Source organism: Sinorhizobium kostiense, from assembly GCF_017874595.1.
Classification (GTDB): domain Bacteria; phylum Pseudomonadota; class Alphaproteobacteria; order Rhizobiales; family Rhizobiaceae; genus Sinorhizobium; species Sinorhizobium kostiense.
This window is the reverse complement of the sequence record NZ_JAGILA010000004.1, coordinates 246,864-264,884: the sequence shown is the minus strand read 5'-3', so window position 1 is coordinate 264,884 and position 18,021 is coordinate 246,864. Positions and strand designations below refer to the sequence as shown.

Below are 18,021 nucleotides of genomic sequence, written 5' to 3'. Positions count from 1 at the left end.
ATCCTACTCCGCCGGCACCCCGACGCCCGATCGAAAGAGGCTGCGCTCGACCGCGCGTTTCTCCGGTCGGTGCCGTGTCAAGGCGAGGATGAACCCGGCCGTCACGCAGATCGCCACCATCGACGATCCGCCGTAGGAAATCAGCGGCAGGGTCATGCCCTTGGCCGGAAGCAGCTCGAGATTGACGCCGATATTGATCATCGACTGGATGCCGACCTGCAGCACGAGGCCGGCCACGGCAAACCGGTTGAAATCGTTGCGTTCACGAAAGGCATGATTGAGCCCCCGCATCACCAGGAACGCGAAGATCACCACGAGCACCATGCAGAAGACGATGCCGAACTCTTCCGCCGCCACGGAGAAGACGAAGTCGGTGTGGCTGTCGGGGATGATCCGCTTGACCACGCCCTCGCCCGGGCCGCGGCCGAACCAGTCGCCCCGGATGATCGCCTGCCGCGCCGTATCCACCTGGAAGGTATCGCCCTCGCCGGTCAGGAATCGGTCGATTCGGCCGGCGACATGCGGCAGCATCGTGTATGCGACGAAGAAGCCCCCCATCCCTACGCCCGCAAGCACGATGATCCACAGCCACGGCATGCCGGCCATGAAGAACATGCCGCCCCAGACGGTTGCGGTCAGGATCGTCTGTCCGAGGTCGGGTTGCGCGACCAGCAGAGCGCCGACGATGCAGAAGAGCAGGATCGAAAGCAGGTTGCCGGGGATCTCGGGTTGCTTGGCGTGCTCGGCGAAAAGCCAGGCGCAGACGACGACGAAGGCGGGCTTCATGAACTCAGAGGGCTGGATCGAAATGCCGGCGATCGAGATCCAGCGGAGCGAACCCTTCACCTCCTGGCCGACGAAGAGGACGAGAACCATCAGTCCGAGCGAGATCGCGAGCAGGATGATTGCCGCGCGCCTGACCTGCCGCGGCGTCAGAAAGGATATGCCGATCATTACGGCAAGGGACGGCAGGAGGAAGAGTGCATGACGCTTCACGAAGTGGAAGCTTTCGAGGCCGATCCGCTCGGCGACCGGCGGACTTGCCGCGAAGGAGAGCATGAAGCCGACGCCCATCAGGAGGATGAAGGTCGCCAGGAAGAGCCTGTCTATCGTCCAGAACCAGTCGGCCACTGGGCCACGTTCGGCTCGGCTTACCATCTGTCTGTCCCCTTTTCCGGCGCCCGCGCGCCCTGTCCAAAACCGCCCGACTGCCGCTGTTCCTTTTGCGCGGCCGTCAGATGAGCATGGTCACGCCTTCGAGCGCCGCCACATGGCCGACGAAGGCATCCCCCCGCACTTCGAAGTTCTTGTACTGGTCGAAGCTTGCGCAAGCCGGGGAAAGCATCACGGCCACAGGGCCTCCCCGCTCCCGCGCCGCGTCCGCCGCCGCACGCGCGACCGCCCTTTCCAGCGTCCCGGAGATCTCGTAGGGCACCGTATCGCCGAGCGTCGCGGCAAAGACCGGCGCCGCCTCGCCGATCAGATAGGCCTTGGCGATCTTCGGGAAGAATGGGGCCAGCGAGGTGATACCGCCCTCCTTCGGCAGGCCCCCGGCAATCCAGTAGATCCGGTCGTAGCTCGAAAGCGCCGGTGCGGCCGCATCGGCATTCGTCGCCTTGCTGTCGTTGACGAAGACAATCTCGCCGATTTTTGCGATCGGCTGCATCCGGTGCTTGAGGCCCGGAAAGCTCGCGAGCCCGTCGACGATGTGCTTCTCGTCGATGCCGACGGCAAGGCATGCCGCAACCGCCGCGGCGGCGTTTTGCGCATTGTGCGCGCCGCGCAAGGTCTGGATGTCGGCGAGATCGGCAAAAAGCGTGGACGTGCCGCCATGAGCACGCATCAGCCTGGCGCCTTCGGCGTAAATGCCATCGGCAAGCACGTGACGGCGAGAGATGCGCACGACCTTCGTGCCGGCTTGCTCGACGCGATCGGCGATCAGACTGGAGAAACTGTCGTCGACGCCGACAATAGCGGTGCGGCTGCCGGCTACCAGCCGCTCCTTGATGTCGGCATAGTGCTGCATGGTGCCGTGCCGGTCCAGGTGGTCAGGTGTCAGGTTGAGGAGGATGCCAGCCGTCGGTTCGATCGTCGGCGCGAGATCGATCTGATAGGAGGAGCACTCGACCACGTAGAAGCGCCCCGCCTTGGGCGGATCGAGCGTCAGCACCGCCGTGCCGATATTGCCGCCGAGCTGCGTGTCCCGCCCGCTTGTCCTGAGGAGATGCGCGATCAGTGCCGTGGTCGTCGACTTGCCGTTGGTGCCGGTAATCGCGATAAACGGGCAATCCGGTGCGTGCGAGCGGCGTTCGCGGACGAAGAGCTCGACGTCGCCGATGATCTCGACGCCCGTCTGCTGCGCAAGGTCGACGCTCCAATGCGGCTTCGGATGCGTCAGCGGCACGCCGGGCGAGAGGACGAGGGCGGAGAAGGCCCCCCAGTCGGCCTCACGTAGGTCGAGCGTCGCGACGCCGGCCGCGGCGGCTTTTTCGACGCTGTCGGGGTTGTCATCCCATGCGGTGACGTCCGCTCCACCGGCAACAAGCGCCTGAGCCGTTGCCAGTCCGGAACCGCCCAGGCCGAAAAGTGCGACCTTCCTGCCGTTGAATGTGGTGACCGGAATCATTGTCGCTCACCTGAGCTTGAGGGTGGAAAGCCCAACCATCGCGAGGATGACGGCGATGATCCAGAATCGGATCACCACCTGGCTTTCCGTCCAGCCCTTCTTCTCGAAATGGTGGTGGATCGGCGCCATCAGGAAAACGCGGCGACCGGTGCGCTTGAACCAGAAGACCTGGATAATGACCGACAGCGTCTCGATGACGAAGAGGCCGCCGATGATCACCATGACGATCTCGTGCTTGGTCGCGACGGCCACGGTACCGATCAGCCCGCCGAGAGCGAGCGAACCGGTATCACCCATGAAGATCGCCGCTGGCGGTGCATTGAACCACAGGAAGCCGAGGCCGGCGCCGATGACCGCGCCGAGAATGACCGCGAGCTCGCCGGTACCGGGCACGAAATGGATCTGCAGGTAGTTGGCGAAGACCGCATTGCCGGCGAGATAGGCGATCAGGCCGAAGGCGGCCGATGCGATCATCACCGGCCCGATCGCAAGCCCGTCGAGACCGTCCGTCAGGTTCACGGCATTGCCCGCGCCGACGATCACGAAGCCACCGAACAGCACGAAGAAAAAGCCGAGATTGAGCATCAGGTCCTTGAAGAAGGGAAACGTCACTGACGAGCCGAAGGTGGAGCCGGCGCTGCCTGCGGAAAGCGCCGCCCGCATCATGAAATAGACGGCGATCGAGGCGATCACGAATTCGATGCCAAGCCGCGCCTTGCCCGAAAAGCCCTTGTCCGATTGCTTGGTGACCTTGAGATAGTCGTCGTAGAAACCGATCGCCCCGAAGCCGAGCGTCACGAGAAGCGTCGACACGACATAGACGCTCGAAAGGTCTGCCCAGAGCAGCGACGAGCCGACGATGCCGGCGAGGATCATCAGGCCGCCCATGGTAGGCGTGCCCGCCTTCTTGAAATGCGTCTGCGGTCCATCGGCGCGGATCGGCTGCCCCTTACCCTGGCGGATGCGAAGCGAATCGATGATTGTCGGGCCGAAGAGAAAGACGATCAAGGCGGAGGTGAAGAGTGCTGCGCCCGTTCGGAAGGTGATGTAGCGAAAGAGGTTGAAGAATTGAAAGTGGTCCGCCAGTTCCACGAGCCAGATCAGCATTAAGGGACCTTCCCCAAAGATTGGAATCGGGCGTCGCCCGAACAGAATCATCTGACGAACGATACCCGCTTGCATACGACTATGTCAGGCCATTTCCCCCTGGCCTACTGCATGTCTCCTTACATCGACCTCGATTTAAGGACAAAGCCATGCAGCGATTCAAAGTGCTACAGCGACGTTTGCGTGTCGCTCGGCGCTATAGGATTTCAATCCACCGGGACCGGTGGTGTCACCAGCTACGCTTCCGTCGCGGCCTCCCCGGGGTAGGCATCGAGAAACGCTTCGACGATTTTCGCGCAGCCCGTGCCCTTGGAGGACTTGACCATCACCACGTCGCCTCCGGCGGCCGCGGCGACAGCGTAGGGGATGAGATCGCCTACCGCTTCGCGGTAAACGACGGAGATTTCCCCCGGCAGGGCGTCGCGCAAATGCGCCATCTGGGGACCGGCGAGCCAAACGTCGCTGATCCCCGCCTCGACGATCGGCGCCGCCAAAGCGGCATGAACCTCCGCCGCATGCTCGCCCATCTCGAGCATGTCGCCGAGGATCGCGATGCGGCGGCCGCCGGGTGCCGGCTCGGCGTCGCGCAGAAGCGCGATGGCTGCCTGCATCGACGCCGGGTTGGCGTTGTAGCTCTCGTCGATCAGCGTCAGATACCCGCCGCTGACCCTGAGGCGATGCCGTAAACCTCTGCCCTTTTCCGGCTGCATCGTCGCAAGCGAGGCGACGACGCGATCGATGTTCGCCCCGGCGAGCTCAGCCGCGGCGATCACGGCCAGGGCATTCTCGGCGATATGCCGACCGGGGGCGCCGATCGCCACTTCCAGCGTTCTGCCGCCAATGCCCGCCCACAGGACGGAGCCGACCGCCGCGCCGGCAAATTCGACGAGACGATACTCGGCCTTGGGACTGGCGCCGAAGGAATGGATGTGACTGACGCCCGCCGCAGCCGCCGCCTGCTCCAGCAGTCCAAATTGCGGAATATCGCCGTTGATGACCGCGTGGCCACCACTAACCACGCCTTCGAAGATCTCGGCCTTGGCCGCGGCGATCTCGTCGAGACTTGCGAAATTGCCGAGATGGGCAGCGGCAACGCTGGTGACGACCGCGACGTGCGGGCGCACCATCCGCGTCAGCGGGCGGATTTCGTTGGCATGGTTCATGCCGATCTCGAAGATGCCGAAATCGGTCGTCTCCGGCATGCGGGCGAGCGTCAGCGGCACGCCCCAATGATTGTTGAAGGAAGCGATGGACGCATGGACGCGCCCGAGCGGTGACAATCCGTGGCGAAGCATCTCCTTCGTCGTCGTCTTGCCTACGGAACCCGTGACGGCGATGACCTTCGCGGCGCTGCGGTCGCGCGCCGCGCAGCCGAGCCGGATCATCGCTTCGAGCACGTCGTCGACGACGATCATCGGCGCAATCAGCCGCCCGAGCGCCGGGATCTTCGCCTCACTGACCACGAGCAGCGAGGCGCCGTTCGCAAGCGCGATCCCGGCATAGTCGTGGCCGTCGACGCGATCGCCCTTGATTGCAAAGAATGCCTCGCCCGCGCCGATCGTCCGGCTGTCGATCGAAATGCCGACGATGCCTTCGGGCAAGGTGCCGACCGGACGGCCGTTCATGGCGGCCAGAAGATCGCTGCTTGTCCAGAGCCAGGTCAAATCAAAGCCCTCCGAGCGCCTTCATCAGTTCCGCATGGTCCGAGAACGGCAGGGTCACGGAACCGATCGTCTGTCCCTCTTCATGTCCCTTGCCGGCAACGATCAGTGTGTCGCCGCTCCTGAGCATCGCGACGGCAGTGCGGATCGCTTCGGCACGATCGCCGATCTCGGTCGCTCCCGTGGCACCGGCCATGATCTCCGCACGGATGACCTCCGGCACCTCCGAGCGCGGATTGTCGTCGGTTACGATGACGACATCGGCAAGCCGGCTGGCGATTTCCCCCATGATCGGGCGTTTGCCCCTGTCGCGGTCGCCGCCGCAGCCGAACACCAGAATGACCCGCCCGGTGGTGAATGGGCGCACGGACTCGAGCACGTTTTGAAGCGCATCCGGCTTGTGGGCGTAGTCCACATAGGCGAGCGCCCCGTCCTTCGTGTGGCCGACGAGTTCCAGCCGGCCGGAGGCGCCCTCAAGTCTTTCGAGTGCGGCGAAGGCGGCCTTCGCCGGAATGCCGGTGGACATCGCGAGGCCGGCGGCGACAAGGGCGTTCGCGACCTGGAAGTCGCCGGCAAGCGGCACGTGAATCTCGAAGATGTCGTCGCCGACATGCACCTCCGCCGACTGCTTGTGACGGAAATGCTCGACGCGCTTCAGACTGATGTAATCGCCGTTGCGCCCGACGGTGCGCACGTCATGGCCGGCATTGCGCGCCGTGGCGATCGCCTCGCCGGACCATTCGCCATCGGCAAAGATCACCGCCGGAGAGCCTTTCGGCAGCAGCGTCGTGAAGAGCCGCATCTTCGAGGCCATGTAATGCTCGACCGTCGGATGATAGTCCATGTGGTCGCGACCGAGATTGGTGAAGGCCGCGGCGGCGAGCTTGACCCCATCGAGCCGGTTCTGGTCGAGCCCATGGCTGGAGGCTTCCATGGCTGCATGGGTGACGCCCGCATCGGCCAGTTCGGCGAGCAGCCTGTGCAGCGAGACCGGCTCGGGAGTCGTCAGCGAGCCGTATTCGGTCCGCCCGGGAGCCACGACGCCCGTCGTGCCGATCATCGCCGCCGAAAAGCCGGAATGCGCCCAGATCTGCCGCGTAAAGGCGGCGACCGACGTCTTGCCCGCCGTTCCCGTTACCGCGACCATCGTTTCAGGCTGCCGGCCGAAGAAGGCCGCGGCCGCCGCCGCGAGGAAGCGGCGCGGATCCGGCAGCGTTAAAATCGGGACCCCGGCCTGTTGGTGCGGTTCGCCGGCAACGACCGCTACGGCACCGCGCGATATCGCGTCGGCAATATAGACTGCTCCGTTCGCCTTCGTTCCGGCCACAGCAACGAAGAGATCGCCCGGCTTGACCTGCCGGCTATCAGCCGTGAGGCCGGTGACCTCGATATCCGCCGCATCACCGGTCAACTGTGCCGAGAGTTCCGGGAAATCCGTTCCCGCCAGGTCCTTGATCTTCATCAACTGCATGTCTCACATCGAAATCGATCCGCCCGCTGGCGAATCGCCCGTATTCTCATTTCACGGTCAATAAGACACAAGCAAGGCAGAACCGTCTTCTCCGAATTTCGGCTCGACGCCGAGAAGCGGCGCGGAGCGGCTGATAATGTCGCGCACCATGGGTGCAGCGTTGGAGCCTGCCGTCCGGCCACCGCCTTCGCCGGTCTTCGGCGCATCGATGAATGTCAGCACGATGTATTTCGGGTTGTCGATCGGGAACGCACCGAGAAAGGCATTGAAGTTCAGGTCGTTGGAATAGCGGCCATTGACGACCTTGTCAGCCGTGCCGGTCTTGCCGCCGACGTCGAAGCCTGGAACCAGCGCTCTTTTGCCTGAACCGGCAATGCCGTTCCAGCGCAAAAGATAGCGCATGTCTTCGCTGGTGCTTTTCTTGACGACCACGGTTGCGAGATCGTTCGCCTCCTCCTCACCGCGCGGCAGGAAGGTCGGCGGGATCAGCTTGCCGCCGTTGACGAGGGCGGCACCCGCGACGGCCGTCTGCAGCGGCGTCGTCGAGACGCCGTGGCCGAAAGCGATGGTGATCGAACTGATCTTCTTCCATTCGCGTGGCTGCGTCGGCGCCTTTACTTCAGGAAGCTCCGTCGGCAGCTTCGACAAGAGCCCGAGGCGCGTCAGGAACTCCTTGTGGCCAGGAATGCCGACGAGATCGGCGATCTTCGCCGTGCCGATGTTCGATGAATACTGGAAGATCTCAGGCACCGTCAGCACCCGGCGTTTGCCCTTGAAGTCCTTGATGGTGAAGCCGCCGATGCGAATCGGCGCTGTCGCGTCGAAACTGTCGTTGAGCGTCACCTTGCCGGAATCGAGGCCCATGGCGATGGTGAAGGTCTTGAAGGTGGAGCCCATCTCGAACGTGCCGTTCGACATTCGGTTCATCCAGCCCTCTTCGGCACCCTCTGCGGGCTTGTTCGGGTCGTAATCCGGCACGGAAGCCATCGCCAGCACCTCGCCGGTGTGGACGTCGAGCACGACGGCGCCGGCGGCGATCGCCTGATAATTCTTCATCCCGGCATCGATCACATCGCGCACGATGTTCTGGACGCGTATGTCGATCGACAACCTGACCGGCTCCAGCTTGGCGTCACTGGTCATGCCGATCGCCGCGAGATCGGCGAGCCCCTGGCTGTCGATATAGCGCTCCATGCCGGCAATGCCGCGGTTGTCGATATTCACATGGCCAAGGATATGCGCGGCGGTTGGACCGCCGGGATAGAAGCGGCGCTTCTCCGGACGGAAGCCGATGCCGGGAATGCCGAGCGCCAGGATTTCGCTCTGCTGCTTCGGCGTCAATTGCCGGCGCAACCACTGAAAGCGGGAGTCGGATTTGAGCTTGTGGTAGATCTCTCGCGCGTTGAGGTCCGGCAGCACCGTCGCCAGTTGCTCGACAGCTTCGTCGGCATCCACGATCTTGTGCGGCTCGGCGTAGAGCGACACGGTGCGGATGTCAGTTGCGAGGATTTCGCCATGGCGATCGAGAATGTCGGGACGCGAGGCCATCAGGTTATCGGCGCGACCGATAGAGGAAACCGTCTCCGGCTGCGCCATGCCGTATTGCACCAGTCGTCCGCCGATCACCGCGTAGACGATGCCGAAACTGGCGATGACGATCGCCACGCGGTTCTTGGCCTGGCTGGCGCTTTTCTTGCGCGTTCCCTGGAAGGCGACATTGAGGCGGGCCTCGGCCACCCGGTTGTTGCGGCCGGCTGAGAAATGGGCCTTGCTTTTCAGCACCATGATACGGGAGAGAAAGGACATCAGCGTGCCACCGAACCTGTCTTGATCCTATCGGCCTCGATCACCGCGGCAATACCGTCTTCGGCCTTACTGTCGGGCTCGGGCAGAGGCAGCTCCGCCCTCAGCATCGGCAGCTCCGAGGGTTGCGCGAGTTGGGTCGGCGGCGTCGGCGCGAGTTGCAGATCGGCGGCGAACACGGCAGCAAGCCGCTCCAGCCGGCTCGGCTGGGTCAGAAGCGCCCAGTCGGCCTTGAGCAGGTCGATCGTGTCCTCCTCGAGCTTGATCGCCGCATCCAGTCTTCGGATCTCTTCGAGCTTGTTCTCCGCCTGATGCTTGATCGTGTAGGTGACCGCCGCGGCCGCGGTCATGATGATGATCAGAACAATATCGAGCGTTCTCAGCATCGTTTCTCAGCTCCCCAGCTTCGTAAGGCTCGCCAGTTCCGGCAGGTTGAAGATCGACAGGTCGCTTCCCGGTGAGGGCGCCTGCGTGCGCATGCCGGCCCTGAGCTTGGCAGACCGGGCGCGCGGATTGCGGGAGGCTTCCGCTTCACTGGCCGCGATCATAGGCTTGCCGACTGGCGTGAAGGTTGCGGGACGCGCTGCCACCATCGGCAGATGGCGCGAGCCGCCCGCTTTGCCCGAGCGATCCTGAAAGAAGGCCTTGACGATCCGGTCTTCGAGCGAATGGAAGGTAACGACGACGAGGCGCCCGCCGGGTTTCAGCACGCGCTCGGCGGCGAAGAGCGCGCTGGCGAGTTCACCGAGTTCGTCGTTGACGAAGATGCGCAGCGCCTGGAAGACGCGTGTTGCGGGATGGATCTTGTCCTTGGCCTTGCGCGGCACCACCGTTTCGATGAGGCCCGCAAGGTCACGGGTCGTCTCGAACGGCTGCTCGGTACGGCGCTTCTCGATCGCCCGCGCGATCCGCCCCGCCTGCTTTTCCTCGCCGAGAAAGCCGAAGATGCGAATGAGATCGGAGACCTTGGCGCGATTGACCACGTCGGCAGCGGTGACGCCGGTCGCGGACATTCGCATGTCGAGCGGCCCCTTCTTCTGGAAGGAAAAGCCTCGCTCCGCCTCGTCGATCTGCATTGACGAAACGCCGATATCGAGCACGATGCCGTCGAGCCCGCCTTCCGGCGCATGTTCGGCCAGCTCGGAAAATCGGGAATGGACAAGCTTGAGCCGCCCCCCGGCAGCGGCGACCAATGCCTGGCCGGCGGCAATCGCCGTCGGGTCGCGGTCGAGCGCGATCACATTCGCTCCAAGATCGAGGATCGCAGACGTGTAGCCGCCGGCGCCAAAGGTTCCGTCAAGGATGGTCTTGTCCGGCGCAGGCTCGAGCGACCCGAGCACCTCGGCGAGCATGACCGGAATGTGGCGAACCGGTCCGCCATCGGCTTCAGAAGTCCTGTCGCCTTGATCCGCCACCATTCCGCCTCTCCGCACTAACCTGGGCGCAGCCCTCGTTGCTTTCGCCCTTCCCGGGCCTCCGCCTGCGCCCTCGCAAAGGCCTGCGGCTCCCAGAGCTGAAAATGATCGCCCCGACCGACGAAGGTCACCTCCGTCGAGATGCCGGTGAAGTCGCGGATGAAATCCGTCACCATCAGCCGGCCCTCGGAGTCGAGCTTCAAGAAGACGCCGCCCCCGTGAACGAGCAGCGACATCTGGTTGGCCGCATCCGAAAAGGGATCCTCGGCCGCCATCTGCTTCTCGAACCGCTCCAGAAGCTCCGGCCCTCCGACGCTGATCGCCGGAAAGACGAAGTCCTGAAAACAATATACCTCCCGCACACCCGCCTCCGAAAGCACGGCGCGGAAAGCCGAGGGTACGGAGACCCGCCCCTTGGCATCGATCCGGTTCGTAGCATGCGACAAGAAGCGGTTCATGACGCGAAACGGCCGCCCCCGATTGACGGGCCACAGTCATTGGCCCGCACAGACAACTGCCTGCGCACGCAAAAGACCCCCGCCAGGCGCGAACGCGCCTGCCTGAACCTTCGACGGAAGGAACCCTGGAATTTCGCGGTGACGGGCCACGACGCGGCCCTTGCGCAGTACCATTATGGGATAACATGGGACCATATGGGCGTCAATGGGAGAAGCTCGCAATGAGCCCTCCGGATGAACAAATATTGATAGGTTGTTAAGTTTAACGAAGGGTTACGGCCGCACCATCAACGCCTTGGAATCCTGAGCAAATACGGCTGCGGATACGGTCGGTGCGGCTGACCGTCGCGAGGGTCGGAAGCGATCGCCGCAGTCAAATTCTGCGGACGCGATTCCTTGACGCGAGAATCGGGCGCCCTGCTGCAGAAGCTGCGTTTTGGAAATGTGAGGAAAATCGCCAGTTGGCCTGTAAGCCGGGTTCTGTATGGCCCCGCCTCCCGAAGGAAACGGAACGTGGCAGCCATTCATCTGGGACTACGCTTGCGCGCAGCCTCGTGCAACCCACCCGGATGACGCGCCTGGAAACCGGCTGGGCGCTTGCGCGCCCGTGTCATCCCTATTCGGTCTTGCTCCCGGTGGGGTTTACCGTGCCGTCCATGTCGCCATGGCCGCGGTGGGCTCTTACCCCACCCTTTCACCCTTACTCCGCGAAGCGGAGCGGTTTGCTTTCTGTGGCACTTTCCCTGGGGTCGCCCCCGCCGGACGTTATCCGGCACCGTGTTTCCGTGGAGCCCGGACTTTCCTCACCCTGCGGCCTTTCGGCGCTTGCGGGGCGCGGCTGCCCGGCCAACTGGCAGAGGCTCAATAACCGACCGAGCCGTCAAGCGCCAGAAGAATCGCGCTCCTGACCTTTGCCTCGGTCTAGCGGAATGCGACAGCGAAATCCGTCCCGTACTCGCTCGCATCCAATCGGCCACTCATCACGAGCGAAGCGCCAAGCCTGCCGATCTCGTCGGAACTCTTGGCAGCCTGCCCGTTGCCGCCCGTCAGAACGGCGATGCGATCACTCGCAAAGCCGATATAGGGATAGCCGTGGCGGGTGAACGACGTGACGCAAGGCGCGAAATGCGTCGACACCGGTCTGAAGTTCGGGATCACCTCTTCAAGCAGCCCACCCATGTGCGCCGCCGCCTCGGCACTGGCGCCACTGCGGAACCAGTCCCGTACTGCCGCTTCGCTGGCAAGCACCCGATCGGCCGGATCGCCGCCGATCTTGATGTAGTGTTTGCCATCGGCATAGGCAACCGGCGGCAGCAGATAATAGCTCCTCTCCTGCTCCGGCGCCGCCACGATCAAGGACGGCATACCCTCGAAGTCGCGAAGATCGCCGTCGCCCACTCGGGCAAAGAGAACGGTGCGCGCCTTCACCGCAAGATCGATCGGCCGCGGCAGGAGGGCCGTGGAAAGCGAGAATCCGCCCGCTGCGATCAGTGTGCGTCCCGCTCGAGCGACGGTCCCGCCTGCGGTCACTACACGTACTTGATCGGCGTCTTCCGCGACGGAGATCACCTCGGAACGGATGACCCGCGCACCGGATTTCTCCGCCGCAACTGCCTGAGCCTGAACCAGCGCCCGCGGGTTGACGTAGCCGGCCCCCTTCGCCTCGTGGATGCCGGCATGGCCATTCGGGAACCGAAACCAGGGAAATTGCTCGCGAAGATCGTCCTGACGGATAAACGGCGCATCGATCCGAAGTCGGTCCCGGGCGCGCTCCACCCTCGCGAGATAATCGAAATCGCTCTCCGGACCCGGCGCCGCAATCAGGCAGCCGACCTCGAAATAGAAGTCGATGCCGCTCGCTTCGGAGATTTCCGGGTAGCGGTCGATCGACCGGCGGGCAAGCCGCGCCCAGACCGGATCATTGTCGATCGTGCGGTTGATCCGGGCGTTGTCGTAATGGCTGGCAAAGACACCGCCGTGATTTGCCCAGTCGTCCGGCTCGTCCGGGCCGACAAGTGCGACGCTCGCGCCCGAGAGGCTCAAGTGACGCGCCGCCGCCGCGCCCATCATGCCTTTGCCTACGACGACGAAATCAAAGCCTTCCGACATGCGTTTCCCAGCTCGGTTGCAACGCTGCGGCAATAGCACGACATCCGGGCAACGGCACAGATGCGCACCGGAAAAATTGGCCGGAACGCTATACCTGTCCGGCTATGTCCCTGGATCCGCAAGGCGCCAGGAAATGGAAATCGCAACCGCCCGGTCGGAGAAACGCCCTCGTCATCCCCCGCTAGTTGAGAATGCTCTGAACCTTGCCGCAGTAGGCCTTCGAAATGGGGTTCATCCGCTTCGCGCCGTGCCCGGCATTGTATTTCAGCACCGTGCCACAGGTCGTGCCGCCGGAAAGCTCATGCGCCTTGGCGAGATACTTCATGCCGAACTTGATGTTGGTTTCCGGATCGAAGAGGCCCTTGGTGGTCCCGGAATAGCCCATCATGCGGGCGGTGGCTGGCTTGATCTGCATGAGGCCGATCTCACCTGCGCGACCACGCGCCTCTGCGTCGAAATTGCTTTCGATCCTCACGATGGCATGGGCGAGGTCGGCAGGAACGCCAAATTGCTTGGCGTAGGATTGGATAAGAATGGTGTATTGCGACCCGCGCAGGGAAAACGAGGGTGTCGGAAAGCCCGTCGTCCTGGTCACGGACTGAAGCGACGAGGTCTTGATGGTTTTGTCGACACCCCCTGCATACGACGTACCCATCCCGGCGATGGACATGCCGAAGCATGCCGCCACCGCAGCAACAGACGATCTTCTCATGTAGATTGGAGTCTCCGGTCTGGGGAACTGATCGGACGGCGCACCCCACCGCCACGACCGATTTCCCGATCGTTTTTATTGACAAGGACGCCACGCACCCGGCGCCGTTTCCTTGCGGTTGACGCGGCGAAAAAGACCTAGCCATCATGGTAAACATGTGGCAACGCCAAAAAATAGGATAAAAAATTGCAGATGGCGCTAATTTAGGGCGCGCTGATATCGCCCCCTAGTCGCCGAGATTCGGCAGACTGACGAGCAATCGGTGAAGCGTATCGATGGTAGAAACGTCGGCGATTCCATCCACCCGAGATTGCCGGAAATGCCGCTGGAAAGCGGCCACCGCGCCCTCGGTCTGTTCGCAGAACAACCCAGTGATTTCAACGGCATAACCGTAGATCGAGAGCATCGATTGCAGGGCTTCCACGGGCTGTCCCCGGTCGCCCCGCTGAAAGTAGCGTCCGCCGCCGACGGGTGCCGGATCGACCCAATGTCCGACCCCGCGGCGAAAAAGCACATCCCAGGGAAATTTTTCCCCCGGATCGACCTTGCGAATCGGCGCGACATCGCTATGCGCGAGTACTCTTTGCGGGGCGATTTGCCAGCGTTCGCCACAGTCCCGACACAATTCGACGACCGCCTCGACCTGCCGTTCCGGAAAGTCCGGCAGCCCTCCCGGGTGCCCCGGATTGGCGATCTCTATTCCGATCGAACAGGAATTGATGTCGGTCTCGCCTTTCCAGAAGCTCTTGCCGGCGTGCCAGGCGCGCCGCTCTTCGGCGACGAGCTGGTCGATCCGTCCGTCCTCATGCACGAAATAGTGGCACGAGACCTGGCTTTCCTCACGACAGAGCCATTCGAGCGCTCCGGCCGAAGTCTCCATGCCCGTGTAATGGAGGAGGATCATATCCGGCCGGCGGCCGCCGACGCGCTCCCCATGGTTGGGCGATGGCACGAAACGGGCGCCAGCGAAATCGCAGCTCGGGGTCATGCGGCGCGACGTTCTCTCTCGATCGCCTCATAGGCAGCGTTCAACGCCGCCATGCGATCATTGGCGATCGCATGAAACTCCTCCGGAACCCCGCGCGCAACCAGCATGTCCGGATGGTTCTCGGAAACGAGCACTCGGTAGCGTTTGCGGATGTCGGCGAAATCATCCTTCGGTGAAACGCCGAGGACCTGATAGGGATCGCGATCGTCGGCATGCACGTGACGCGCCATGATGCCTTGAAACCGCGCCTCGTCCATCTGGAAGATTTCGGCCACCCGCATGAGGAAAGCAAGCTCCTTCTCATGGACGGCACCGTCGGACTTTGCGATGTGGAAGAGGCCGTCGACGATGTCCTCGAGAATTGGGCAATTGCGCTCGCAGGAAGAGCAGAGCGAGGCCATCTTCTCCGCATAAGCTTCGAACCCGGCGACGTCCTGGCGCGCTAGATTGTAAAGACGCGCCACGTTCTTCGCCTGATCCGCGGGAAACCTGAAGATATCGCGGAAGGCCGCGACCTCCGCCTCGTTCACGATGCCGTCGGCCTTCGCCATCTTTGCAGAAAGGGCGATCATGGCAACCGAGAACGCAACCTTCCGGCGGGTTTCCGGATCGCCCTCGAAGAGGGTGCGGACCCCCTCGACCACGCCTGTGAGCGCATTGCCGGTTACCGTGATGATCTTGAGGAGATTGTCCCAGAATGACATGAGTGCGGTTGTTCCCTGTCCACCACGAGCATGGTCAGATGTGGTAGCGAATTGCAAGCGGCTGTGGCGCAAAACGTGGTGGAATGACGAAATCGTGAAGGCCCTCAATAAATGATGGGGCCGTAAATCGCAACCGAATTCGCGTTCCCCCGATGCACGCAAGGGTCGAGCCATGAATTCGCCCCATGCAGCGCTTCAACTTTAAAGGTGTCCACAGCCCTTCATTTTATTTCCGTCGGAATTGCGCTACTGCATGTGTCCTTAAATCAACCTCGATTTAAGGACAAAGACATGCAGCGATTCAACGTGCTACAGCGACCTTTGCGCCTCTGAGACGCGCGGCGCTGTAGACCGATGATAGACTTTGACCGAGGCAAAGATTTGAACGCGGTCCTTGCGACCGATCGCCCGATGTCGAAATCCCATGGAGGAAACATGGCCAAGAAGAAAGTCGCAATGCTGACGGCAGGGGGTCTCGCGCCCTGCCTTTCATCCGCTGTCGGCGGACTCATCGAACGCTACACGGATATCGCGCCCGATTACGAGCTCGTCGCTTACCGCTCCGGTTATCAGGGCCTGCTTCTGGCCGACCGCATCGAGATCACCAAGGAGATGCGCGAGAAGGCGCATATTCTGCATCGCCACGGCGGCTCGCCGATCGGCAACAGCCGCGTGAAGCTCACCAATGCCGCCGATTGCGTCAAGCGTGGGCTCGTCAAGGAAGGAGAAAACCCCCTTCGGGTCGCGGCGGAACGGCTTGCGGCCGACGGCATCAACATCCTGCACACGATCGGCGGCGACGACACCAATACGACGGCGGCCGATCTTGCCGCCTATCTCGGCGCCAACGGCTACGACCTGACCGTCGTCGGATTGCCGAAGACGGTCGACAACGACGTGGTACCGATCCGTCAAACGCTCGGCGCCTGGACGGCCGCCGAATACGGCGCCCGCTTCTTCGACCATGTAAGCAACGAGCAGAGCGCGGCGCCTCGCACCCTCGTCGTCCACGAGGTGATGGGCCGCCATTGCGGCTGGCTCACGGCCGCGACGGCACGTAGCTACATACGGATGGCCGAGGGCAAGGAATATGTCGACGGCTTCATGATGAACGGGCAGTTGAAAAACATCGATGGTCTCTACCTGCCGGAGATGAAGTTCGACCTTGAGGCTGAAGCGGAACGCCTGCGGCAGGTTATGGACCGCGCCGGCTTCGTCACGCTGTTCGTCAGCGAAGGCGCTTGCCTCGACGCGATCGTCGCCGAGCGTGAGGCTGCCGGCGAGGCGATCAAGCGCGACGCCTTCGGCCACGTGAAGATCGACACGATCAATGTCGGCAACTGGTTCTCCAAGCAGTTTGCAGCGCTGCTCGGCGCCGAACGTTCGATGGTGCAGAAATCCGGCTATTACGCCCGCTCGGCTCCCGCCAACGGGGACGATCTGCGGCTGATCCAGAGCATGGTGGATCTGGCGGTCGAAAGTGCCCTCAACAAAGTCTCCGGCGTCACCGGCCACGACGAGGATCAGGGCGGTCGTCTGCGCACCATCGAGTTTCCCCGCATCAAGGGCGGCAAGCATTTCGATACTTCGGCAACGTGGTTCGGCGAAGTAATGGATGCAATCGGCCAGAATTGGCAGCCGGCGGATTAGAATACCGTCTCGGTGATGCCCCTCACGCTAACCCTCGCCCCGCCTGCGGGGAAGGGCTAGCAGATTCAAAGCGCTACAGCGACCTCTGCGCGTCTGATAAGACGCGCGGCTCTGTAGCATGAAGGGTATTCCCACGCTCCGGCGGATCATCCGATCCCTGATCGGACGCTTTGGTTGAAGCTCGCCGGCCTTGCCGCAACCGGCAGCATAGGTTAAGGGAGATTCAAGCGCAGCGGCTGGCAGCCGCGGATTTGTGAGGGGCTACGGGGCCCGGAAGCACGAAAGTGACAGCATGGCGAAGATCCGTATCCCCCTTTCGAAACAGGCACTTGCTGCTACTGCACTGGTTTCCCTCGCATTTGCCTCCGGGTGCTCCACGGTTGAGCATACGTCGCTCGAAGAACTGACCGCCGTGCAGACTGTTACCCCCATCCCGAAGCCGGGCACGGAAATGACGGCCTATGCGCTGCCGACACCGGCAGGCACGGCGGCTGAAGCTTCGGCCGCGCTCGCCTCCGAGGCAAAGCCGCCGGCTGCGGAAGCAACGACAGCCGCCGCGGAAGGCAACTCCGTTTCGGCAACGGACGCGACCCTCGCCTTTGCCGCGCCCCAGACGGCAGCGGTACCGACGGCGAAGCCTGCACAGGCTCTGGAGGCGGCAATGGCGGGCGCTTCTTCAGCTGCAGCCCCCAACGGTTCGGCGAGCGCTGAACCGTCCGGCCCGGTCCTCGGCATCGCTGCCGCATGGGAATCGGATTTCGACACGGGCGAGCCCGTCGGCCTTGAGACACTTGTCGCCAAACGCATGATCGTTCCGACGGAGCGGCCGAAGACGGGCGTTATCGGCTCTGCGGTCGGGGCGGTCGCGGAGATCATTCCCGATTCGCTGAAGCTTAATAAGGCGCCGACAAGCTCCCGGCCGGAGCTCGACCGGCTGATCGAGCACTATGCCGAACTCAACGGGCTTCCGCTCGAACTCGTGCATCGCGTCGTCAAGCGCGAGAGCAATTATAATCCCCGCGCCTACAGCAGGGGCAATTACGGCCTCATGCAGATCCGCTACAACACCGCCCGGGGCCTTGGCTACGATGGGCCGCCCGAGGGCCTGTTCGACGCGGAGACGAACCTGAGATATGCGACGAAGTACCTGCGCGGAGCCTGGATGGTCGCCGACAACCAGCACGACGGCGCCGTGAAGCTCTATGCCAGCGGCTACTATTATCACGCCAAGCGCCGTGGCATGCTCGACGAGCTCGGCATCCGGTAAGTTTGCGGCGGTAACCCCCTCTGGCCTGCCGGAGGGGTAGAGCACCACCC

General features: G+C 63.1%; 15 protein-coding genes and 1 other RNA gene. 2 read left to right on the top strand and 14 right to left on the bottom strand.

The genetic code is table 11. The features are described 5' to 3' along the window. Positions 1–3: 3 nt before the first annotated feature. The 14 genes from ftsW to J2Z31_RS16490 form a co-directional block, all read right to left on the bottom strand. Positions 4–1,158: a putative lipid II flippase FtsW gene (ftsW, locus tag J2Z31_RS16555; protein WP_209602665.1), complete on the bottom strand. Its 1,155-nt coding sequence runs from the start codon at positions 1,156–1,158 to the stop codon at positions 4–6. A 76-nt stretch (positions 1,159–1,234) separates the two neighbouring features. After that, a complete protein-coding gene (murD, locus tag J2Z31_RS16550; RefSeq protein ID WP_209602664.1) occupies positions 1,235–2,626 on the bottom strand; it encodes a UDP-N-acetylmuramoyl-L-alanine--D-glutamate ligase in 1,392 nt (463 codons plus the stop codon). Positions 2,627–2,632: 6 nt separating this feature from the next. Next, positions 2,633–3,733 (bottom strand): phospho-N-acetylmuramoyl-pentapeptide-transferase, encoded by a 1,101-nt coding sequence (gene mraY / locus J2Z31_RS16545; RefSeq protein ID WP_209602663.1) that lies wholly within the window; start codon positions 3,731–3,733, stop codon positions 2,633–2,635. A 236-nt stretch (positions 3,734–3,969) separates the two neighbouring features. Further along, positions 3,970–5,397, bottom strand: a complete 1,428-nt coding sequence (locus J2Z31_RS16540; RefSeq protein ID WP_209602662.1) for a UDP-N-acetylmuramoylalanyl-D-glutamyl-2,6-diaminopimelate--D-alanyl-D-alanine ligase — start codon at positions 5,395–5,397, stop codon at positions 3,970–3,972. Position 5,398: 1 nt separating this feature from the next. Further along, positions 5,399–6,856, bottom strand: a complete 1,458-nt coding sequence (locus tag J2Z31_RS16535) for a UDP-N-acetylmuramoyl-L-alanyl-D-glutamate--2,6-diaminopimelate ligase (RefSeq protein WP_209602971.1) — start codon at positions 6,854–6,856, stop codon at positions 5,399–5,401. Between the two features lie 66 nt (positions 6,857–6,922). Further along, positions 6,923–8,671, bottom strand: a complete 1,749-nt coding sequence (locus J2Z31_RS16530; RefSeq protein WP_209602661.1) for a peptidoglycan D,D-transpeptidase FtsI family protein — start codon at positions 8,669–8,671, stop codon at positions 6,923–6,925. After that, positions 8,671–9,054: a cell division protein FtsL gene (ftsL, locus tag J2Z31_RS16525; protein WP_209602660.1), complete on the bottom strand. Its 384-nt coding sequence runs from the start codon at positions 9,052–9,054 to the stop codon at positions 8,671–8,673. The genes J2Z31_RS16530 and ftsL overlap by 1 nt, the downstream gene beginning before the upstream one ends. Before the next feature lie 6 nt (positions 9,055–9,060). Beyond that, complete coding sequence (rsmH, locus tag J2Z31_RS16520) at positions 9,061–10,086, bottom strand: 16S rRNA (cytosine(1402)-N(4))-methyltransferase RsmH (RefSeq protein ID WP_209602659.1); 1,026 nt, start codon at positions 10,084–10,086, stop codon at positions 9,061–9,063. A 14-nt stretch (positions 10,087–10,100) separates the two neighbouring features. Beyond that, positions 10,101–10,541: a division/cell wall cluster transcriptional repressor MraZ gene (mraZ, locus tag J2Z31_RS16515; protein WP_209602658.1), complete on the bottom strand. Its 441-nt coding sequence runs from the start codon at positions 10,539–10,541 to the stop codon at positions 10,101–10,103. Between the two features lie 453 nt (positions 10,542–10,994). Beyond that, an RNA gene (gene rnpB / locus J2Z31_RS16510) (RNase P RNA component class A) lies at positions 10,995–11,395 on the bottom strand. A 67-nt stretch (positions 11,396–11,462) separates the two neighbouring features. Continuing rightward, entirely contained in the window at positions 11,463–12,650 is a 1,188-nt protein-coding gene (locus tag J2Z31_RS16505; protein ID WP_209602657.1) for an NAD(P)/FAD-dependent oxidoreductase, read from the bottom strand. 181 nt (positions 12,651–12,831) lie between these two features. Next, complete coding sequence (locus tag J2Z31_RS16500) at positions 12,832–13,362, bottom strand: lytic transglycosylase domain-containing protein (RefSeq protein WP_209602656.1); 531 nt, start codon at positions 13,360–13,362, stop codon at positions 12,832–12,834. Between the two features lie 226 nt (positions 13,363–13,588). Next, positions 13,589–14,350: an N-acetylmuramoyl-L-alanine amidase gene (locus J2Z31_RS16495; RefSeq protein WP_209602655.1), complete on the bottom strand. Its 762-nt coding sequence runs from the start codon at positions 14,348–14,350 to the stop codon at positions 13,589–13,591. After that, complete coding sequence (locus J2Z31_RS16490) at positions 14,347–15,054, bottom strand: J domain-containing protein (protein ID WP_209602654.1); 708 nt, start codon at positions 15,052–15,054, stop codon at positions 14,347–14,349. The genes J2Z31_RS16495 and J2Z31_RS16490 overlap by 4 nt, the downstream gene beginning before the upstream one ends. Positions 15,055–15,489: 435 nt before the next feature. On the opposite strand from J2Z31_RS16490, the gene J2Z31_RS16485 reads away from it, so the two are divergent. Beyond that, positions 15,490–16,704 (top strand): pyrophosphate--fructose-6-phosphate 1-phosphotransferase, encoded by a 1,215-nt coding sequence (locus J2Z31_RS16485; RefSeq protein ID WP_209602653.1) that lies wholly within the window; start codon positions 15,490–15,492, stop codon positions 16,702–16,704. 292 nt (positions 16,705–16,996) lie between these two features. Continuing rightward, entirely contained in the window at positions 16,997–17,971 is a 975-nt protein-coding gene (locus J2Z31_RS16480) for a lytic transglycosylase domain-containing protein (protein ID WP_209602652.1), read from the top strand. The last annotated feature ends 50 nt before the right edge of the window (positions 17,972–18,021 follow it).